Here is a 14,667-nt window from a genome sequence, read left to right as displayed (position 1 = left end):
CCGACGGCGCCGCCGCTATTCGAATCCCCGGATCCGGTCACCGTTGAAATTCGGCAGGCGCCACTCGAAGTGCAAGGCCAGGAAGCGGAACAAAAAGCCCGCGCCGATGGACGACAGCTGCGCCACGGAGCTGTCGACCTTGAAGTGCAGCAGGCCGACATACAGGGCGCCCGTAAACAGGGCCACGGTGGCATACACTTCGCGCTGCAGCACGAGGGGAATCTGGTTGCACAGGATATCGCGCAGCAAGCCGCCGAAGACGCCCGTGATCATCCCCGCCAGCACGACGATGGCCGGATGCATCTTGGCCGACATGGCGATGTCGCAGCCGATCACGCAAAACGCCACCAGGCCCAGGCCGTCGACCAGCAAAAAGATGGCGCGCAGATGATGCAGATAGCGCGCGACAAAGGCCGTCACAATGGCCGCGCCGATGGTAAACAACAGGTATTCGGGATGCGCGATCCAGCCCAGCGGATAGTGCCCCAGCAGCACGTCGCGCACGGTGCCGCCACCGAGCGCCGTGACGGTGCCGATCATGCAGATGCCGAACAAATCCATGCCGCGCCGCATGCCCATGATGGCGCCGGACATCGCTTCGGCGACAATCGCCACCAGGTAGATCGTATATAGCAGCATGGTCTTACTCTTCCGAAAATGATTTGAGAATTTGTTCGCGTTCGCGCGCTTCGCTCAGGGTGCGCGCCTCGCTCGTGCCCGTGCCGGAGCCGCCAGCGCCGCCGGCGCCAGCGTCACCGTGCGCCATGCGCGTATCGGCAGCGCCGCTGCCGCAGCCGACGCTGCTGTGGATAAAGGCGAAGTTATCCTTCAGGCAGTCGCCGGCCAGGTATTCGGCATACACATAGTCGCCGTCGAGCAGGGCCAGGCCAGGCGGTTCGGCCAGCACCTGCTCGCGGCGGCCCTGCACGGCTACCTGCATGTAATCGCGCCAGACGGGCAGCGCCAGCGTGCCGCCCGTGGCATTGCCCAGGCTCTTGGGCTGGTCGTAGCCTAGCCAGACGACGGACACCAGGCCCGAGGAATAGCCGGCGAACCAGGCGTCATACGCATTGTTCGAAGTGCCCGTCTTGCCGGCCGCGTCGCCGCGTCCCAGCGCCAGCGCGCCGCGTCCCGTGCCGCTCTTGACGACGTCGCGCAGCATGCTGTCCATGACGTAGGCATTGCGCGTGGAGATCACCTGCGTGCCCGGTGCCGGCTCGCCCTTGGCGCGCGGCGCCGCGTCGGAAAACAGCACCGCGCCGCTGCGGCTGCGCACTTCCTTGATCAGCTTTGGCGGCATCTGCACGCCGCCGTTGGCGAACACGGCATACGACTGCGCCAGCTGCAGCGGCGTGACGGCGCCCGCGCCCAGCGCCAGCGGCAGCGAGACGGGATTGCGCGCGCCCTCGAAACCGAAGCGCGTGGCGTAGTGCTGCACGTAGCCGGGGCCGGCCGCCTGCATCAGACTGACGGCGACGAGGTTTTTCGAGCGCACGAGACCGCGCCGCACGCTGATGAAGCCTTCATAGTTGTTGCCGTAATTGCGCGGACGCCACGGCTGCGCACCCGTTTCCCGCGGCAGCAGCAGGCGCTGCGTATCGTCCACGGCCGTGCCGGGAAAATAGCCCTTTTCCAGCGCCGCCGAATACACGAAGGGCTTGAAGCTGGAACCGGGCTGGCGGTAGGCCTGCATGGCGTGGTTGTAGTGGTTGCGGTAGAAATCGAAGCCGCCCGCCATGGCGACGATTTCGCCGCTGTGCGCCTCGACGGAAATGAGCGCGCCTTCCATCTCGGGCAGCTGGCTCACGAGCCAGCGCTTTTTCGCCGCGTCGTGCAACACGCGGATGACGCTGTTTTCCACGATGGCGCGCTTGCCGTCGAGCGGCAGCTTGCCGCCCAGGCGCGCGTCCGATGCCGTCAGCACGATCTCGTCGCCATTGCGCAGCTGCGCCGTCAGCTGGCGCTTGCCGCTCGTCTCGACCTTGCGCACGAGGGCGGCGCGCACTTCTCCGCTGTCCGGGTAGGCGGCCAGCTGGCGCGCCACGCTGTCTGCGGAGGCGGCCAGGCGCGCTTCCGGGCCGCGATAGCCGCGCCGCGCCTGCGCGTTCAATAGCCCATCGCGCAGCGACTTGTCGGCCGCCCGCTGCGGCGCCATGCGGATGGTGGTGGTCACGTCCAGGCCCATGCTGTAGGCGCCTTCGGGGTAGCTTTGCACGATCAGCTGACGCGCTTCCTCGACCGCATACGCGGCCGCGTGCACGGAGCTGTTGCGGTCCTTGTTCAGGGCCAGTTTTTCCGCCACGGCCGCGTCGTATTCGGCTGGCGTGATGTAGCCGAGTTCGCGCATGCGCTGCAGGATGTAATGCTGGCGCACGGTGGCGCGCTGCGGATTGGCGACGGGGTTATACGCCGACGGCGCTTTCGGCAGGCCGGCCAGCATGGCCGCTTCCGCGATGCTGACGTCGGCCAGCGGCTTGTCGAAATAGATGTTCGAGGCGGCGGAAAAGCCGTAGGAGCGCTCGCCCAAGTAGATCTGGTTCATGTACAGTTCCAGCAGCTTGTCCTTGCCGTAGTGCTGTTCCAGCTTGTAGGCGAGCAGCATCTCCGTCAGCTTGCGCTGCACGGTCTTTTCGCGCGACAGGAAAAAGTCGCGCGCCACCTGCATGGTGATGGTGCTGGCGCCCTGCGCATGATGGCCCGTGACGACGTTGGCAAGGGTGGCGCGCGTCAAGCCGTAAAAGTCGACGGCGCCATGCTCGTAGAAGCGCGCATCCTCGATGGCCAGCAAGGCCTGGCGCATGCGCAGCGGGATCTCCTTCAGGGGCAGGAACTCGCGGCGCTCTTCACCGTACTCGGCCAGCAGCTCGCCTTCGCTGGAAAAAATACGCAGCGGCAGCGCGGGCTTGTACTGGGCCAGGTGCTCGACGGGCGGCAAGTCCTGCCATGCCTGGCGCAGCCACCAGCCGCCCGCCAGCGCTGCGGACAAGCCCAGGCCCAGGGTCAATCCCAGGCCGAATTTCAGATTGCGCGCCAGTTTCGATGACGGCTTGCGGGGCTTTGTATCTTGCGCTTGTGCTTCCATGAGGTGATTCCCTTGCTGCCAGGAGGCCGCGCTGCATACGCGTACGCGGCACTCCATCAAAGAGGTATTGTGCACTGCAACACACCCATCCTTATGAAAAGTAAGTATTATTTAGTATTGATAAATTTTTCTTATGTTAGGCAGTGGCCATGGATCTCAATCCCAAGCACACGGAAGCGTTCCGCGCCGTCGTCGAAACGGGCAGTTTCGAACAGGCGGCGCTGCGGCTGCACCTGACGTCGCCAGCCATTTCGCAGCGGGTGCGGGCGCTGGAAAGCCAGCTCGGCAATGCGCTGATCGTGCGCAGCCGTCCCGCGCGCGCCACGCGCATGGGCCAGCGGCTGATGCAGTATCTGAAGCGGGCCAAGCTGCTGGAAGCGGACTTGCAGGCGGAACTGGCGGTGCAGCAGGATGCCCCGCTGACCCTGGTGCTGGCGCTGAACGCGGATTCGATGGGCACGTGGTTCTTTCCCGCCCTGTCCGAGGTGTTGATACGCGAACGCGTGTTGCTGGACCTGACCGTGGAAGACCAGGACCACACGTATACCTTGCTGGAGACGGGCATGGCCATCGGCTGCATCAGCACGGAAGCCAAACCCATGCGCGGCTGCACGGCCGAACCGCTGGGCGTGATGCGCTACTGGCTGGTGGCCACACAAGCGTTCCGCCAGCAGTGGTTTGCGCACGGGCTGACGCGCAAGGCGGCGCGCACGGCGCCCGTCGTCGCCTACACGCGCAAGGACACCCTGCAGTCGTCGTTCCTGCTAGAGGCGCTGGGCTTGCCCGAAGGCGCCTACCCCTGCCATTACGTGCCGGGCGCCACCTCGCACTTCAACGCCATCCGCTACGGCCTCGGCTACGGCATGGTGCCGGAATTGCTGTTGAAAGCGAACACGGATGGGGAGCTCGTGGAAATGCTCACGCCCAAGACCCCGGCCGACGTGACCCTGTACTGGCACACGTGGAAGGTGCAGTCGCCGCGCATGGAGCAGCTGTCGCGGCACATCATCGCGGCGGCGCGCAAGATCCTGAAATAAGTATGGTGAGATCACTACCGCTGCATGCCCCAGCGTTTCAAGGTGACGCGCTCCAAGGTGCGAAAACCGATGTTTTCCACGATTAAACCGATGACGATGACGGCCGCCAGGCCCGCAAACACCTTGTCCGTGTACAGCTCGTTGCGGTTCTGGAAGATGTACCAGCCCAAGCCGCCCTGCCCCGACGTGGTGCCGAATACCAGCTCGGCCGCGATCAGGGTGCGCCAGGCGAACGCCCAGCCTATCTTCAAACCCGAGACGATGGACGGCAAGGCGCCCGGCACGAGGATGTGCAGCACCAGCCGCAAGCCGTTCAAGCCGTAGTTGCGGCCCGCCATGCGCAGGGTCTCGGGCACGCCCTGGAAGCCCGCATACGTGTTCAGGGCCAGCGGCCACATCACGGAATGGACGATGACGAAGATCAAACTGGCGCGTCCCAGGCCGAACCACAGCAGGGCCAGCGGCAGCAGGGCGATCGCCGGCAAGGGATTGAGCATGGCCGTCAGGGTTTCCAGCACGTCACGCCCGATGCGGCTCGACACGGCCAGCAAGGTCAGCACGAAGGCGGCCAGCACGCCCACCGCATAGCCCTGCAGCAACACGACGAGGGACGCGGCCGTGCGCGTGAGCAATTCACCGCTGGCGATGCCGCCGATAAACGCCTGCGCCGTCTGGATAAAACCGGGCAACAATAAATCGTTGTGCGTCCAGCGCGCCGCCCCTTCCCACAGCAGGGCCAGGCTGAGCAAAATGAAAGCCTTGCGCCACAGCGCGTGCTGGCTCCAGCGCTGCCAGCGCGACAGCGGCCGCTCGACGGTGAGGCCGGCGGGCGGCGGTGCCGCATAGACGAATTCCTGGCGGATGGGCGGCTCCAGCAGCGCGCTCATACGGCCTCCCGCTGCGCGCCAGCTGCTTGCGGAACAGGAACAACTTCCTCATCGAACAGCAAGCCGTGGATGCGGCGGCTGGCAGCCTGGAATTCCGTACTGCCCGCGCTGTGCAGGCCGAACTGATGGCTGTTGAGTTCGGCGCGCACCCGGCCCGGATGGGGCGACAGCAGCAGGATGCGGTTGCCCACCACCAGCGCTTCTTCGATCGAATGCGTGACGAAGACGAGGGTAAAGCGCAGCTCTTCCCACAGGCGGCTCAGCTCTTCCTGCATCTTGCGCCGCGTCAAGGCATCGAGCGCGGCAAACGGCTCGTCCATCAGCAGCACTTCCGGCTGCATGGCCAGGGCGCGCGCGATGGCCACCCGCTGCTTCATGCCGCCCGACAAGGTATGCGGATGAGCATCTTCAAAGCCGGCCAGGCCCACCTTGGCGATCCAGTGATGGGCACGCTCGCGGGCCGCCTGCTTGTCCAGCCGCTTGCTGGCCAGCAAGGGGAACATGACATTTTCCAGCACGGTCTTCCATGGCGGCAACTGGTCGAATTCCTGGAACACGACGACGCGCTCCGGCCCCGGCTTGCTGATAGGAACGCCCTGCATGGCGATGCTGCCCGCGCGCGGCGCGATGAAGCCGGCCACGGCTTTCAGCAAGGATGACTTGCCGCATCCCGATGGCCCCAGCAGCACGAAACGGTCGCCGCGGAACACGTCGAAACTGACGTCGTGCGTGGCGCGCACGGTGCGCTGTTCCGTGCGGTATTCCAGGCTGACATGTTTGACACTGAGCAAGGGCTCCAGCGCAAGCGGAGGACGTACGAGGTGAAAAGCAGGCGCGTTCATTTCAGCCTCCTTGCGTGATGGCAGGGTCGTCAAAGAAGTAATCGCGCCAGCTGTCGGGCAGGTTGCGGATGGCACTCACGCGGTGCAGGAATTGCGCCAGGCCATAGGTGTTTTGCGGCGCGATCTTGAATTGCACTTGCGGATTGGCAAAGATTTTCAGCAGCAGATTACGGTCCACCTTGCTTTTATTGACCTTGATATAGATGTCGGCCGCGCCTTGCGGATTGCTGCTCGCGTACTGAGCCGCTTCAGCCAGGGCGGCGATGAAGGCGCGGTACGTCTTCGGATTGTCCTTGCGGTACTTTTCCGTCGCATACAGCAGGGTCGACGAGCTGGGTCCGCCCTGCACGTCATACGAATTCAGGATGATGTGGGCGTTCGGATTCTGCGCCAGTTCCTGCTCCTGGAACGGCGAATTGCCGAAATGGCCGCTCAATTCCGTGCCGCCGGCGATGATGGCCGCGGCCGCATCCGGATGCGGCAGGGTTTGCGTGATTTTATCCAGGCGGGCAAATTCCTTGTCGCCCCACTGCTTCGCCACGGCCATTTGCAATATCCTCGCCTGGACGGACACGGAGACGGCGGGCAAGGCGATGCGGTCCTTGTCCGTCAAGTCGGCCAGGGTTTTTACCTTCGGGTTGTTGCTGATCAAATAGTAGGGGAAATTACCGAGCGAAGCCACGCCGCGCACGTTCTGCCGGCCTTTCGTTCGGTCCCAGATCGTCAGCAGCGGCCCCAGGCCCGCACCCGCGATATCGATATTGCCCGACAACAAAGCGTCATTGATGGCCGGGCCGCCGGACAGGGTAATCCACTCGACTTTCACGTCGACGCCCTGCTGCTTGCCATGCTTTTCGATCAGTTTTTGTTCCTGCGCAATATTGAGCAGCAAGAAGGTGATGCCGTGCTGGCCCGCGATGCGGATCTGGCCTTCGGCCCGGGCCATGGGCATGGCCATGCACAGCATGGCGATGGCGGCGAGAAGGCGGCGGGAAGAGGTCAAGATCGGCAACATGGACACTCCTTGGGTCAGATCAACAGTCAAAATCAGTACGGCGCATCGCCTTCGATGGTGGTGCGGTAGAGTTTGCGGCGCTGGTCGGGCGGGCAGCCCGTCGCCAGGTGCATCAGCGAGCGGTTGTCCCAGAACACCAGGTCGTGCGGCTGCCAGCGGTGCACATACAGGTGCTCGGGGCGCACGCTGTGGGCGAACAGTTCGTCGAGCAGGGCGCGGCTTTCATCGGCGGGCAAGCCGACGATGCGCGTGGTGAAATGCTCGCTGACGAACAGGGCACGGCGTCCCGTTTCCGGATGCACGCGCACGACGGGGTGGGTCACGGGTTTGACTTCATCGATCTGCGCCTGCGTCAGCGCCGGGCGCCACGGGTTGCGGCGACGCAACTCCTCATACTGGCTCAGGTAGCTGTGTTCGGCACGGGCGCCGCGCACGGCGTGGCGCAGCGCGGCCGGCAAGCTTTCCCAGGCCAGGTGCATGTTGGCAAACACGGTATCGCCGCCCTCGTCCGGCAACTCTTGCGCGTGCAGCATGGAGCCGAGGCTGGGCACTTCCTTGTACGACAGGTCCGAATGCCAGAAATGGCCCGCGTCACCCAGGCCGATGGGCTGGCCATCTTCGACGATGTTCGAGATGATCAGCACCTCCGGCTGCGTGGGCAGCTGGAACTGGCGCAGCACGTGGATTTGCAGGGGGCCGAAGCGGCGGCTGAAATCGACTTGCTGCTGCGGCGTGATGCGCTGGTCGCGGAACACCAGCACGTGATGGTCGAGGTGGGCGTGGTGCAGGCGCTGGAAGTCGCCCAGCGACAGCGGCTGCGCCAGGTCCAGCCCCAGCACTTGCGCGCCGAGCGGCGCATCGAACGTTTCAATGCGGAACTGGCTGGAAGAAAACGCGGGTTTCAGGACGGCCGACATGGGAACTCGACTAGAGTCTGGGGAAGTCCACTGTATGCCGGCCTGCGTTCCCTGCAAACGAAGCATTTACTATATGGATATGCGCGGCGCGTTGCGCCATGCTGCAACAGGCGCTGTCACGCAAGGGCACAGCGGCACCGGCTTTGCCCGGAAAGGGAGCTAGCACGCAACTTGCTTGTCTGCCAATCTTCAACCATCGACCAGGAAAACCATGCGCACCTACGCCCTGCTGCTCGCCGTTCTGTTCGCTGTTCCCGTCCACGCCCAGGACAGCCAGGATGAAGGCGATCTCAGCTACAAAGCCTATGTGCACAGCGACAAGCGCATCAAGTGTTTATACGGCTATGCGGCCGACAAGACGGGCGACCATGCGGCGGCCGTCGCCATCTTTGAAGACTGCATCCGGCGCTGGAACGATGTGTATTCGATGATTTGGCTGGCCCAGCTGTATGAAACGGGCATCGGCGTGCCCAGGGACCTGGCGCAGGCGACGGCGCTGATGCGGCGCGGCGCCCATACCAACGATGACGCCGCCTATGCGCGGCTGGCGCGCTATCACTATGGCGTGGCGCTGGCCGAAGGCCGGGGCACGCCGCAGGACCTTCCCCAGGCCAGAACCTGGCTGCGCCAGGCGGCGCAGGAGGGCGTGCGGGAGGCGGCCGATTATCTGGACCGCCTGGAAGGCGCCGCGCCATAGACGCGGCGCCAGCGCCGCTTACGCGATTGCTTCGTAGCGGGCCAGGCGGGTCGCCATGCGCGGCGCCAGCTCGTGGCCGGCTGTGACCGTCACTTCGAGGTCGTTCAGCAAGCCATCCTTCAAGCCGTAGACCCATCCATGGACGCTGAGTTCCTGGCCCCGTTCCCACGCATCTTGCACGACGGTGGTCTGGCATACGTTCAAGACTTGCTCGACCACGTTCAGTTCGCACAGGCGGTCGCCGCGCTGGCGGCTCGTCAGCACGTCGCCCAGGTAGCGCTCGTGCTTCTGGCCCACGTCCTGCACGTGGCGCAGCCAGTTGTCGACCAGGCCGATGCGCGTGCCCGTCATGGCAGCATGCACGCCCTTGCAGCCATAATGGCCGACGATGATGATATGTTTGACTTTCAGCACGTCCACGGCAAATTGCAGGACGGACAGGCAATTGAGGTCGGAATGCACGACCACGTTGGCAATATTACGGTGTACAAACACGTCGCCAGGCGCCATGCCCAGCAGTTCGTTGGCCGGCACGCGGCTGTCGGAGCAGCCGATCCACAGGTATTCGGGCGATGTCTGCGCTTCCAGGTTCTTGAAGAAGTTCGGGTCCTTCGCCACCATCGAGTCGGCCCAGCGGCGGTTACGCTGCAGCAGTTCCGCCAGGGCCGGGCCATTTTTCTGTTCGGTCATATCGCTCCCATTGTGTGCGTACGACTGAATTGGCCGCAGATCGCGCCCATAGGCCGGCGATGCGCGCACATTGTTCAGTCGTGATGAAAAAAACGCCGGGATGTTTCAGCATCCCGGCGCATGGTGTTACGTGTGCTTATTCAAAAAAATCCTTGACCTTGTCTTTCCAGGTCTTGCTTTGCGGACTGTGCTTGGCACCGCCCTCGGTTGTCGACTTTTCAAAGTCGCGCAGCAGGTCTTTCTGTTTTTCCGTCAGTTTCACCGGTGTTTCGATGGCCACGTGGCAGAACAGGTCGCCCGCGTAACCGGAGCGCACGCCCTTGATGCCCTTGCCTTTCAGGCGGAAGGTCTTGCCCGACTGGGTGCCTTCCGGGATCGTGAACGACACTTTGCCGTTCAGGGTAGGCACTTCGATTTCGCCGCCCAAAGCTGCCTTGGTGAACGAGATCGGCATTTCGCAATGCAGGTCGTCGCCTTCACGCTGGAACACGGCGTGCGGCTTGATGTGGATTTCCACATACAGGTCGCCCGACGGGCCGCCATTAGTGCCCGGTTCGCCGTTGCCGGACGAACGGATACGCATGCCGTTGTCGATACCGACTGGAATTTTGACTTCCAGCGTCTTGTTGCGCTTGATGCGACCGGCGCCGCCGCATGGCGTGCAGGGGTCGGTGATGACCTTGCCGCTGCCATGGCATTTCGGGCAGGTTTGCTGGATGCTGAAGAAACCTTGCTGCATGCGCACCTGACCGTGACCACCGCAAGTACCGCAGGTGGTGGGCGAGGTGCCCGGCTTGGCGCCGCTGCCATGACAAGTGTCGCACTTGTCCCAGCTCGGCACGCGAATCGTCGTGTCGAAGCCGTGCGCAGCTTGCTCCAGCGTAATTTCCAGGTTGTAGCGCAAGTCGGCGCCACGGTACACCTGTGGCCCCGCATTGCGGCTGCGTCCACCGCCACCGCCAAAGATGTCGCCGAAGATATCGCCGAAGCTGTCGGCAAAGCCGCCAGCACCGCCGCCGAAGCCGCCACCGCCGCCCATGTTCGGGTCCACGCCGGCGTGACCGTAACGGTCATACGCATCGCGCTTTTCCGGATTGGTCAGCATCTCGTAGGCTTCTTTGACTTCCTTAAACTTTTCTTCCGATTCCTTGCTATCCGGATTGCGGTCCGGATGGTATTTCATCGCCAGTTTACGGTAAGACTTTTTGATCTCTTCTTCCGAAGCATTTTTTGCGACACCGAGTGTCTCGTAAAAATCACGCTTTGCCATGTTGTCGGCACCTTGCAGTCTATCTACTGATGTAAAAATTACACGAAAAAGCCGAGTCGAGTGCTGCACTGGGCAGCGACTCGGCTCGGCCGGTCTTCGCGGCTAATCCCGCGATGTAGCGTTCAGCCCGGCTGCCCCCGGTTCATGGGAGCGCAAGACAATTACTTGCTGTCTTTGACTTCCTTGAAGTCAGCGTCAACAACGTCGTCCTGCTTGGCGCCTGCGTCCGATGCGCCAGCAGCTTGCTGTGCACCTTCCGCGCCGCCGGCAGCTTGCTGCGCTTGCATGTCGGCATACATTTTTTCGCCCAGTTTCTGCGATGCGCTCGACAGTGCTTCCACCTTGGCGTCGATCTCAGCCTTGTCGCCGGCCTTGATGCTTGCTTCCAGGTCGGTGATCGCCGCTTCGATCTTCTCTTTCTCGCCCGCGTCCAGCTTGTCGCCGTATTCGGTCAAGGATTTCCGGGTCGAGTGTACCAGAGCATCGGCCTGGTTGCGCGACTCGGCCAATTCTTTGACCTTCTTGTCTTCTTCCGCGTTCAGCTCGGCGTCTTTCACCATCTTCTGGATTTCAGCCTCGGTCAAGCCGGAATTGGCCTTGATCGTGATCTTGTTTTCCTTGCCGGTGGCCTTGTCTTTCGCGCCGACATGCAAGATGCCGTTGGCGTCGATGTCGAAGGTCACTTCGATCTGTGGCGTGCCGCGCGATGCTGGCGGGATGCCTTCCAGATTGAATTCGCCCAGACCTTTGTTGCCGGCGGCGATTTCGCGCTCACCCTGGAAGACCTTGATGGTCACCGCAGGCTGGTTGTCGTCGGCCGTCGAGAACACTTGGCTGAACTTGGTCGGAATCGTCGTGTTTTTGTGGATCATCTTGGTCATCACGCCGCCCAGGGTTTCGATACCCAGGGACAGAGGGGTGACGTCCAGCAACAGCAAGTCCTTGCGTTCGCCCGACAGGACCGAACCTTGAATCGCTGCACCTACGGCAACGGCTTCGTCCGGGTTCACGTCCTTGCGTGGATCCTTGCCGAAGAATTCCTTCACTTTTTCCTGCACCTTCGGCATACGGGTCATACCGCCGACCAGGATGATGTCATCGATGTCCGACACTTTCACGCCAGCATCTTTGATGGCGGTGCGGCATGGTTCCATCGTGGCCGTGATCAGCTCTTCCACCAGCGATTCCAGCTTGGCGCGGGTCATCTTCAGGTTCAAGTGGACCGGTGCGCCGTTCGCCATGGCGATGTACGGCTCGTTGATCTCGGTTTGCTGCGACGACGACAATTCGATCTTCGCGCGCTCGGCCGAAGCCTTGATGCGCTGCAGGGCGATCGGATCTTTTTTCAGGTCGATGCCGTTGATCTTCTTGAACTCGTCGATGATGTAATCGATGACGCGCTGGTCGAAGTCTTCGCCGCCCAGGAAGGTGTCGCCGTTGGTCGACAGCACTTCAAATTGTTTCTCGCCATCAACATCTGCGATTTCGATGATCGACACGTCGAACGTACCGCCACCCAGGTCATACACGGCGATTTTACGATCGCCTTTTTCGGTCTTGTCCAGGCCGAACGCCAGCGCTGCCGCGGTTGGCTCGTTGATGATGCGCTTGACGTCCAGGCCAGCGATACGGCCGGCATCCTTGGTGGCTTGACGCTGCGAGTCGTTGAAGTAGGCAGGCACGGTGATGACGGCTTCGGTGACTTCTTCACCGAGGTAGTCTTCTGCCGTTTTTTTCATCTTGCGCAGGACTTCAGCCGAAATTTGCGGCGGCGCCAGTTTTTTGTCGCGTACGCCGATCCATGCATCGCCGTTGTCGGCTTTCATGATTTGATACGGCATCAGCGCGATGTCTTTTTGCACTTCTTTTTCGTCGAACTTGCGACCGATCAGACGCTTGACTGCGTACAGCGTGTTTTTCGGATTGGTCACGGCCTGGCGTTTCGCTGGCGCGCCGACGAGAATTTCGCCATCTTCTTGATAAGCAATAATCGACGGCGTCGTGCGTGCGCCTTCAGCGTTTTCGATTACCTTTGGTTGACCGTTTTCCATGATGGAAACGCAGGAATTCGTGGTTCCCAGATCGATACCGATAATTCTACCCATGATTTTTTTCCTTTTATTTGCTAGATTTCAGATGGTTCTTATATGTGGCAAAGCGGCATGGTTTCAAGGCTTGCTTGATGCCGCACTCTGATTATTTTGCTTGCGCGGTCGTGACAATGGCTGGACGCAGCAGGCGGTCCGCAATCATATAGCCCTTTTGCAAGACTGACACGATGGTGTTCGCTTCCTGCTCCGCTGGCACCACGGCAACGGCCTGGTGTTTCATCGGATCGAGCTTTTCGCCCTGCACTGGCAAGACTTCCACCAGGCGGTTACGCTCGAACGCGGCGTTCAGTTGCTTCAGGGTCATCTCGACGCCTTCTTTCAGCGATTCGATGGTCGGTGCTTCCACCGTCAGCGCCGTTTCCAGGCTGTCTTTCACCGGCACCATGGCTTCGGCAAAGCTTTCCACTGCGAATTTATGCGCTTTAGCAACATCTTCCTGCGCACGGCGGCGAATATTTTCGCCATCGGCCTTGGCGCGCATGAAGGCATCGTGCATCTCTGCAAGACGCGCTTCGGTACTCGCCAGCTGCTCTTCCAAAGTAGGCTCTGCGGGAGTCGATGGGGCAGTCGCCGCGGCGTCCGCTTGCGGATTAGGTACAGCTTGGTTTTCCTGATCTTGCATCTAGAAAGCTCCTACAATCAATGACTTAAATGAGTTAGTCTAACTATCTTTACAACACTAACGGGCAGATGGGGCTATATCCTATTGTTTCAAGGGGTATACACGGCAAAACCAGAATTACAGCGATTCATGTTACAGCTTATTACAAAAGGCGACCCATTTCGGCCAGTGAGCCGTGCGCGCCCCCTTGATTTTCCAGGCTTCCCCCGGCAAAGCGGGCATTCTACCAGCCCCGCCACGGCCATCGCCACTGGCGGCGTTGCTATCTGGATAGTACTTTTGTCGCGCCACACATGACAAAGCCGCGCAAGCGCGGCTTTTGATTGTGAAAAAATTAATTATCTTTAATTCGCCGCGCCCAGTGCCAGCGCCGCCGCGCGCGCCTGCTCGCCCGCCTTCTTGTCCGCGTCGCGCTGCGGCGCCGTCTTCATCGTCGGCCAGCCGATCATATGCTGCTCCGCAATTTCCGCCATGCCCGCGATCCAGGCCGGCGTTTCGTTCAGGCAGGCGATGTAATGGAAGTGCTGGCCGCCGGCCGTCTCGAAATCATGCTTGGCTTCCATGGCGATCTCTTCCAGCGTCTCCAGGCAATCGCTGGTAAAGCCAGGACACAGCAGATCGACGCGCTTGACGCCCTGCTGCGCCAGCGCCACCAGGGTGGGCGCCGTGTACGGCTGCAGCCATTCGGCCTTGCCGAAGCGCGACTGGAAGGTCACCACGTATTGCTCTTTAGTTAATTTCAGTTTTTCTGCCAGCAATCGCGCCGTTTTCAGGCATTGGCAGTGGTAGGGGTCGCCCAGCAGCAAGGTGCGCTTGGGCACGCCATGAAAGCTCATCACCAGTTTTTCCGGACGGCCATGCGCTTCCCAGTGGTTCAGCACGGAATCGCGCAAGGCGTCGATATACGTGTCGTGCTCGTGATATTGCTTGATGAAACGCAATTCCGGCACATTGCGCACGGTAGCGTAATGGGCGAATACGGCGTCGTAGATGGAACCCGTCGTCGTGCCCGAATATTGCGGATACGCCGGCAGGATGGCGATGCGTTCGCAGCCTTCGCTTTTCAGCTGGGCCAGCACCTCGGGCAAGGAAGGCGAACCGTAGCGCATGGCCATGGCCACGGTCACACCATCGTGGCCACGTTCGGCCAGGGCGCCGGCCAGCAGTTTCGCCTGCTTTTGCGTGTGCACTTTCAGGGGCGAGCCCTCGCGCGTCCAGATCGATGCGTATTTCTTGGCCGACTGGCCCGAGCGGAAGGGCAGGATGATCAGGTTCAGGATGAACCACCAGACGAGGCGGGGAATCTCCACCACGCGCGGGTCCGACAAAAATTGCTTCAGGTAGCGCCGCACGGCCGACGAGGTCGGCGCATCGGGCGTGCCCAGGTTGACCAGCACCACGGCGCTGCGGTCGATGCTGCCATGCGTGTACGGCGGTTCTGTTTGAAATGACATGAAGGCTCTTCGAAGGCGTTGGATGGATTAGGCAGTTATTATA

The 14,667-nt window shown here is 61.8% G+C and carries 13 protein-coding genes; 2 read left to right on the top strand and 11 right to left on the bottom strand.

Annotation, left to right across the window (positions count from 1 at the left end; genetic code table 11):
- Window positions 1-15 precede the first annotated feature (15 nt).
- Both AC1Q6X_RS13890 and AC1Q6X_RS13885 read right to left on the bottom strand, forming a co-directional pair.
- Window positions 16-639, bottom strand: coding sequence for a trimeric intracellular cation channel family protein (locus tag AC1Q6X_RS13890; RefSeq protein ID WP_070220436.1), 624 nt, complete (start codon window positions 637-639; stop codon window positions 16-18).
- A 4-nt stretch (window positions 640-643) separates the two neighbouring features.
- Window positions 644-3,082, bottom strand: a complete 2,439-nt coding sequence (locus tag AC1Q6X_RS13885) for a penicillin-binding protein 1A (protein WP_492497601.1) — start codon at window positions 3,080-3,082, stop codon at window positions 644-646.
- Between the two features lie 143 nt (window positions 3,083-3,225).
- On the opposite strand from AC1Q6X_RS13885, the gene AC1Q6X_RS13880 reads away from it, so the two are divergent.
- Complete coding sequence (locus tag AC1Q6X_RS13880) at window positions 3,226-4,119, top strand: HTH-type transcriptional regulator ArgP (protein ID WP_492497600.1); 894 nt, start codon at window positions 3,226-3,228, stop codon at window positions 4,117-4,119.
- A gap of 14 nt (window positions 4,120-4,133) precedes the next feature.
- Here the strand turns inward: AC1Q6X_RS13880 and AC1Q6X_RS13875 are convergent, their stop codons facing one another.
- The 4 genes from AC1Q6X_RS13875 to AC1Q6X_RS13860 all read right to left on the bottom strand — a co-directional run bounded on the left by AC1Q6X_RS13875 (window position 4,134) and on the right by AC1Q6X_RS13860 (window position 7,780).
- The gene (locus tag AC1Q6X_RS13875; protein WP_230501803.1) at window positions 4,134-5,006 is read right to left on the bottom strand and encodes an ABC transporter permease; all 873 of its coding nucleotides are present in this window, start codon (window positions 5,004-5,006) and stop codon (window positions 4,134-4,136) included.
- Window positions 5,003-5,848, bottom strand: coding sequence for an ABC transporter ATP-binding protein (locus tag AC1Q6X_RS13870; RefSeq protein ID WP_070311703.1), 846 nt, complete (start codon window positions 5,846-5,848; stop codon window positions 5,003-5,005). The genes AC1Q6X_RS13875 and AC1Q6X_RS13870 overlap by 4 nt, the downstream gene beginning before the upstream one ends.
- Before the next feature lies 1 nt (window position 5,849).
- Window positions 5,850-6,815: an ABC transporter substrate-binding protein gene (locus AC1Q6X_RS13865; RefSeq protein ID WP_409028719.1), complete on the bottom strand. Its 966-nt coding sequence runs from the start codon at window positions 6,813-6,815 to the stop codon at window positions 5,850-5,852.
- Between the two features lie 80 nt (window positions 6,816-6,895).
- Window positions 6,896-7,780, bottom strand: coding sequence for a TauD/TfdA dioxygenase family protein (locus tag AC1Q6X_RS13860; RefSeq protein ID WP_230501799.1), 885 nt, complete (start codon window positions 7,778-7,780; stop codon window positions 6,896-6,898).
- 211 nt (window positions 7,781-7,991) lie between these two features.
- Here AC1Q6X_RS13860 and AC1Q6X_RS13855 point away from each other — a divergent pair, with 211 nt between their 5' ends.
- Window positions 7,992-8,477 (top strand): tetratricopeptide repeat protein, encoded by a 486-nt coding sequence (locus AC1Q6X_RS13855; RefSeq protein WP_230501797.1) that lies wholly within the window; start codon window positions 7,992-7,994, stop codon window positions 8,475-8,477.
- A gap of 18 nt (window positions 8,478-8,495) precedes the next feature.
- Here the strand turns inward: AC1Q6X_RS13855 and can are convergent, their stop codons facing one another.
- From can to hemH, 5 genes are all read right to left on the bottom strand, one after another.
- Window positions 8,496-9,167 carry a carbonate dehydratase gene (gene can / locus AC1Q6X_RS13850; RefSeq protein WP_034788731.1) on the bottom strand — a complete coding sequence of 224 codons (672 nt, stop codon included), beginning with the start codon at window positions 9,165-9,167 and terminating at the stop codon, window positions 8,496-8,498.
- A gap of 136 nt (window positions 9,168-9,303) precedes the next feature.
- Window positions 9,304-10,437 carry a molecular chaperone DnaJ gene (gene dnaJ / locus AC1Q6X_RS13845; RefSeq protein WP_034745985.1) on the bottom strand — a complete coding sequence of 378 codons (1,134 nt, stop codon included), beginning with the start codon at window positions 10,435-10,437 and terminating at the stop codon, window positions 9,304-9,306.
- Window positions 10,438-10,598: 161 nt separating this feature from the next.
- Complete coding sequence (dnaK, locus tag AC1Q6X_RS13840) at window positions 10,599-12,542, bottom strand: molecular chaperone DnaK (RefSeq protein ID WP_070290878.1); 1,944 nt, start codon at window positions 12,540-12,542, stop codon at window positions 10,599-10,601.
- Window positions 12,543-12,633: 91 nt separating this feature from the next.
- Window positions 12,634-13,170, bottom strand: a complete 537-nt coding sequence (gene grpE, locus AC1Q6X_RS13835; RefSeq protein ID WP_034788734.1) for a nucleotide exchange factor GrpE — start codon at window positions 13,168-13,170, stop codon at window positions 12,634-12,636.
- Window positions 13,171-13,514: 344 nt separating this feature from the next.
- Window positions 13,515-14,624: a ferrochelatase gene (gene hemH, locus AC1Q6X_RS13830; protein WP_070220454.1), complete on the bottom strand. Its 1,110-nt coding sequence runs from the start codon at window positions 14,622-14,624 to the stop codon at window positions 13,515-13,517.
- Window positions 14,625-14,667: the final 43 nt, after the last annotated feature.

It is taken from the genome of Janthinobacterium sp. GW823-FHT06H09, from assembly GCF_058794735.1.
This window is presented reverse-complemented; position numbering and strand designations above follow the sequence as displayed.

Bases quoted from the DNA above. Each gene is read 5' to 3' on its own strand.
- AC1Q6X_RS13890 (WP_070220436.1), bottom strand. From the start codon at position 639: ATGCTGCTATATACGATCTACCTGGTGGCGATTGTCGCCGAAGCGATG.
- AC1Q6X_RS13885 (WP_492497601.1), bottom strand. From the start codon at position 3,082: ATGGAAGCACAAGCGCAAGATACAAAGCCCCGCAAGCCGTCATCGAAA.
- AC1Q6X_RS13875 (WP_230501803.1), bottom strand. From the start codon at position 5,006: ATGAGCGCGCTGCTGGAGCCGCCCATCCGCCAGGAATTCGTCTATGCG.
- AC1Q6X_RS13870 (WP_070311703.1), bottom strand. From the start codon at position 5,848: ATGAACGCGCCTGCTTTTCACCTCGTACGTCCTCCGCTTGCGCTGGAG.
- AC1Q6X_RS13865 (WP_409028719.1), bottom strand. From the start codon at position 6,815: ATGCTGTGCATGGCCATGCCCATGGCCCGGGCCGAAGGCCAGATCCGC.
- AC1Q6X_RS13860 (WP_230501799.1), bottom strand. From the start codon at position 7,780: ATGTCGGCCGTCCTGAAACCCGCGTTTTCTTCCAGCCAGTTCCGCATT.
- AC1Q6X_RS13855 (WP_230501797.1), top strand. From the start codon at position 7,992: ATGCGCACCTACGCCCTGCTGCTCGCCGTTCTGTTCGCTGTTCCCGTC.
- can (WP_034788731.1), bottom strand. From the start codon at position 9,167: ATGACCGAACAGAAAAATGGCCCGGCCCTGGCGGAACTGCTGCAGCGT.
- dnaJ (WP_034745985.1), bottom strand. From the start codon at position 10,437: ATGGCAAAGCGTGATTTTTACGAGACACTCGGTGTCGCAAAAAATGCT.
- dnaK (WP_070290878.1), bottom strand. From the start codon at position 12,542: ATGGGTAGAATTATCGGTATCGATCTGGGAACCACGAATTCCTGCGTT.
- grpE (WP_034788734.1), bottom strand. From the start codon at position 13,170: ATGCAAGATCAGGAAAACCAAGCTGTACCTAATCCGCAAGCGGACGCC.
- hemH (WP_070220454.1), bottom strand. From the start codon at position 14,624: ATGTCATTTCAAACAGAACCGCCGTACACGCATGGCAGCATCGACCGC.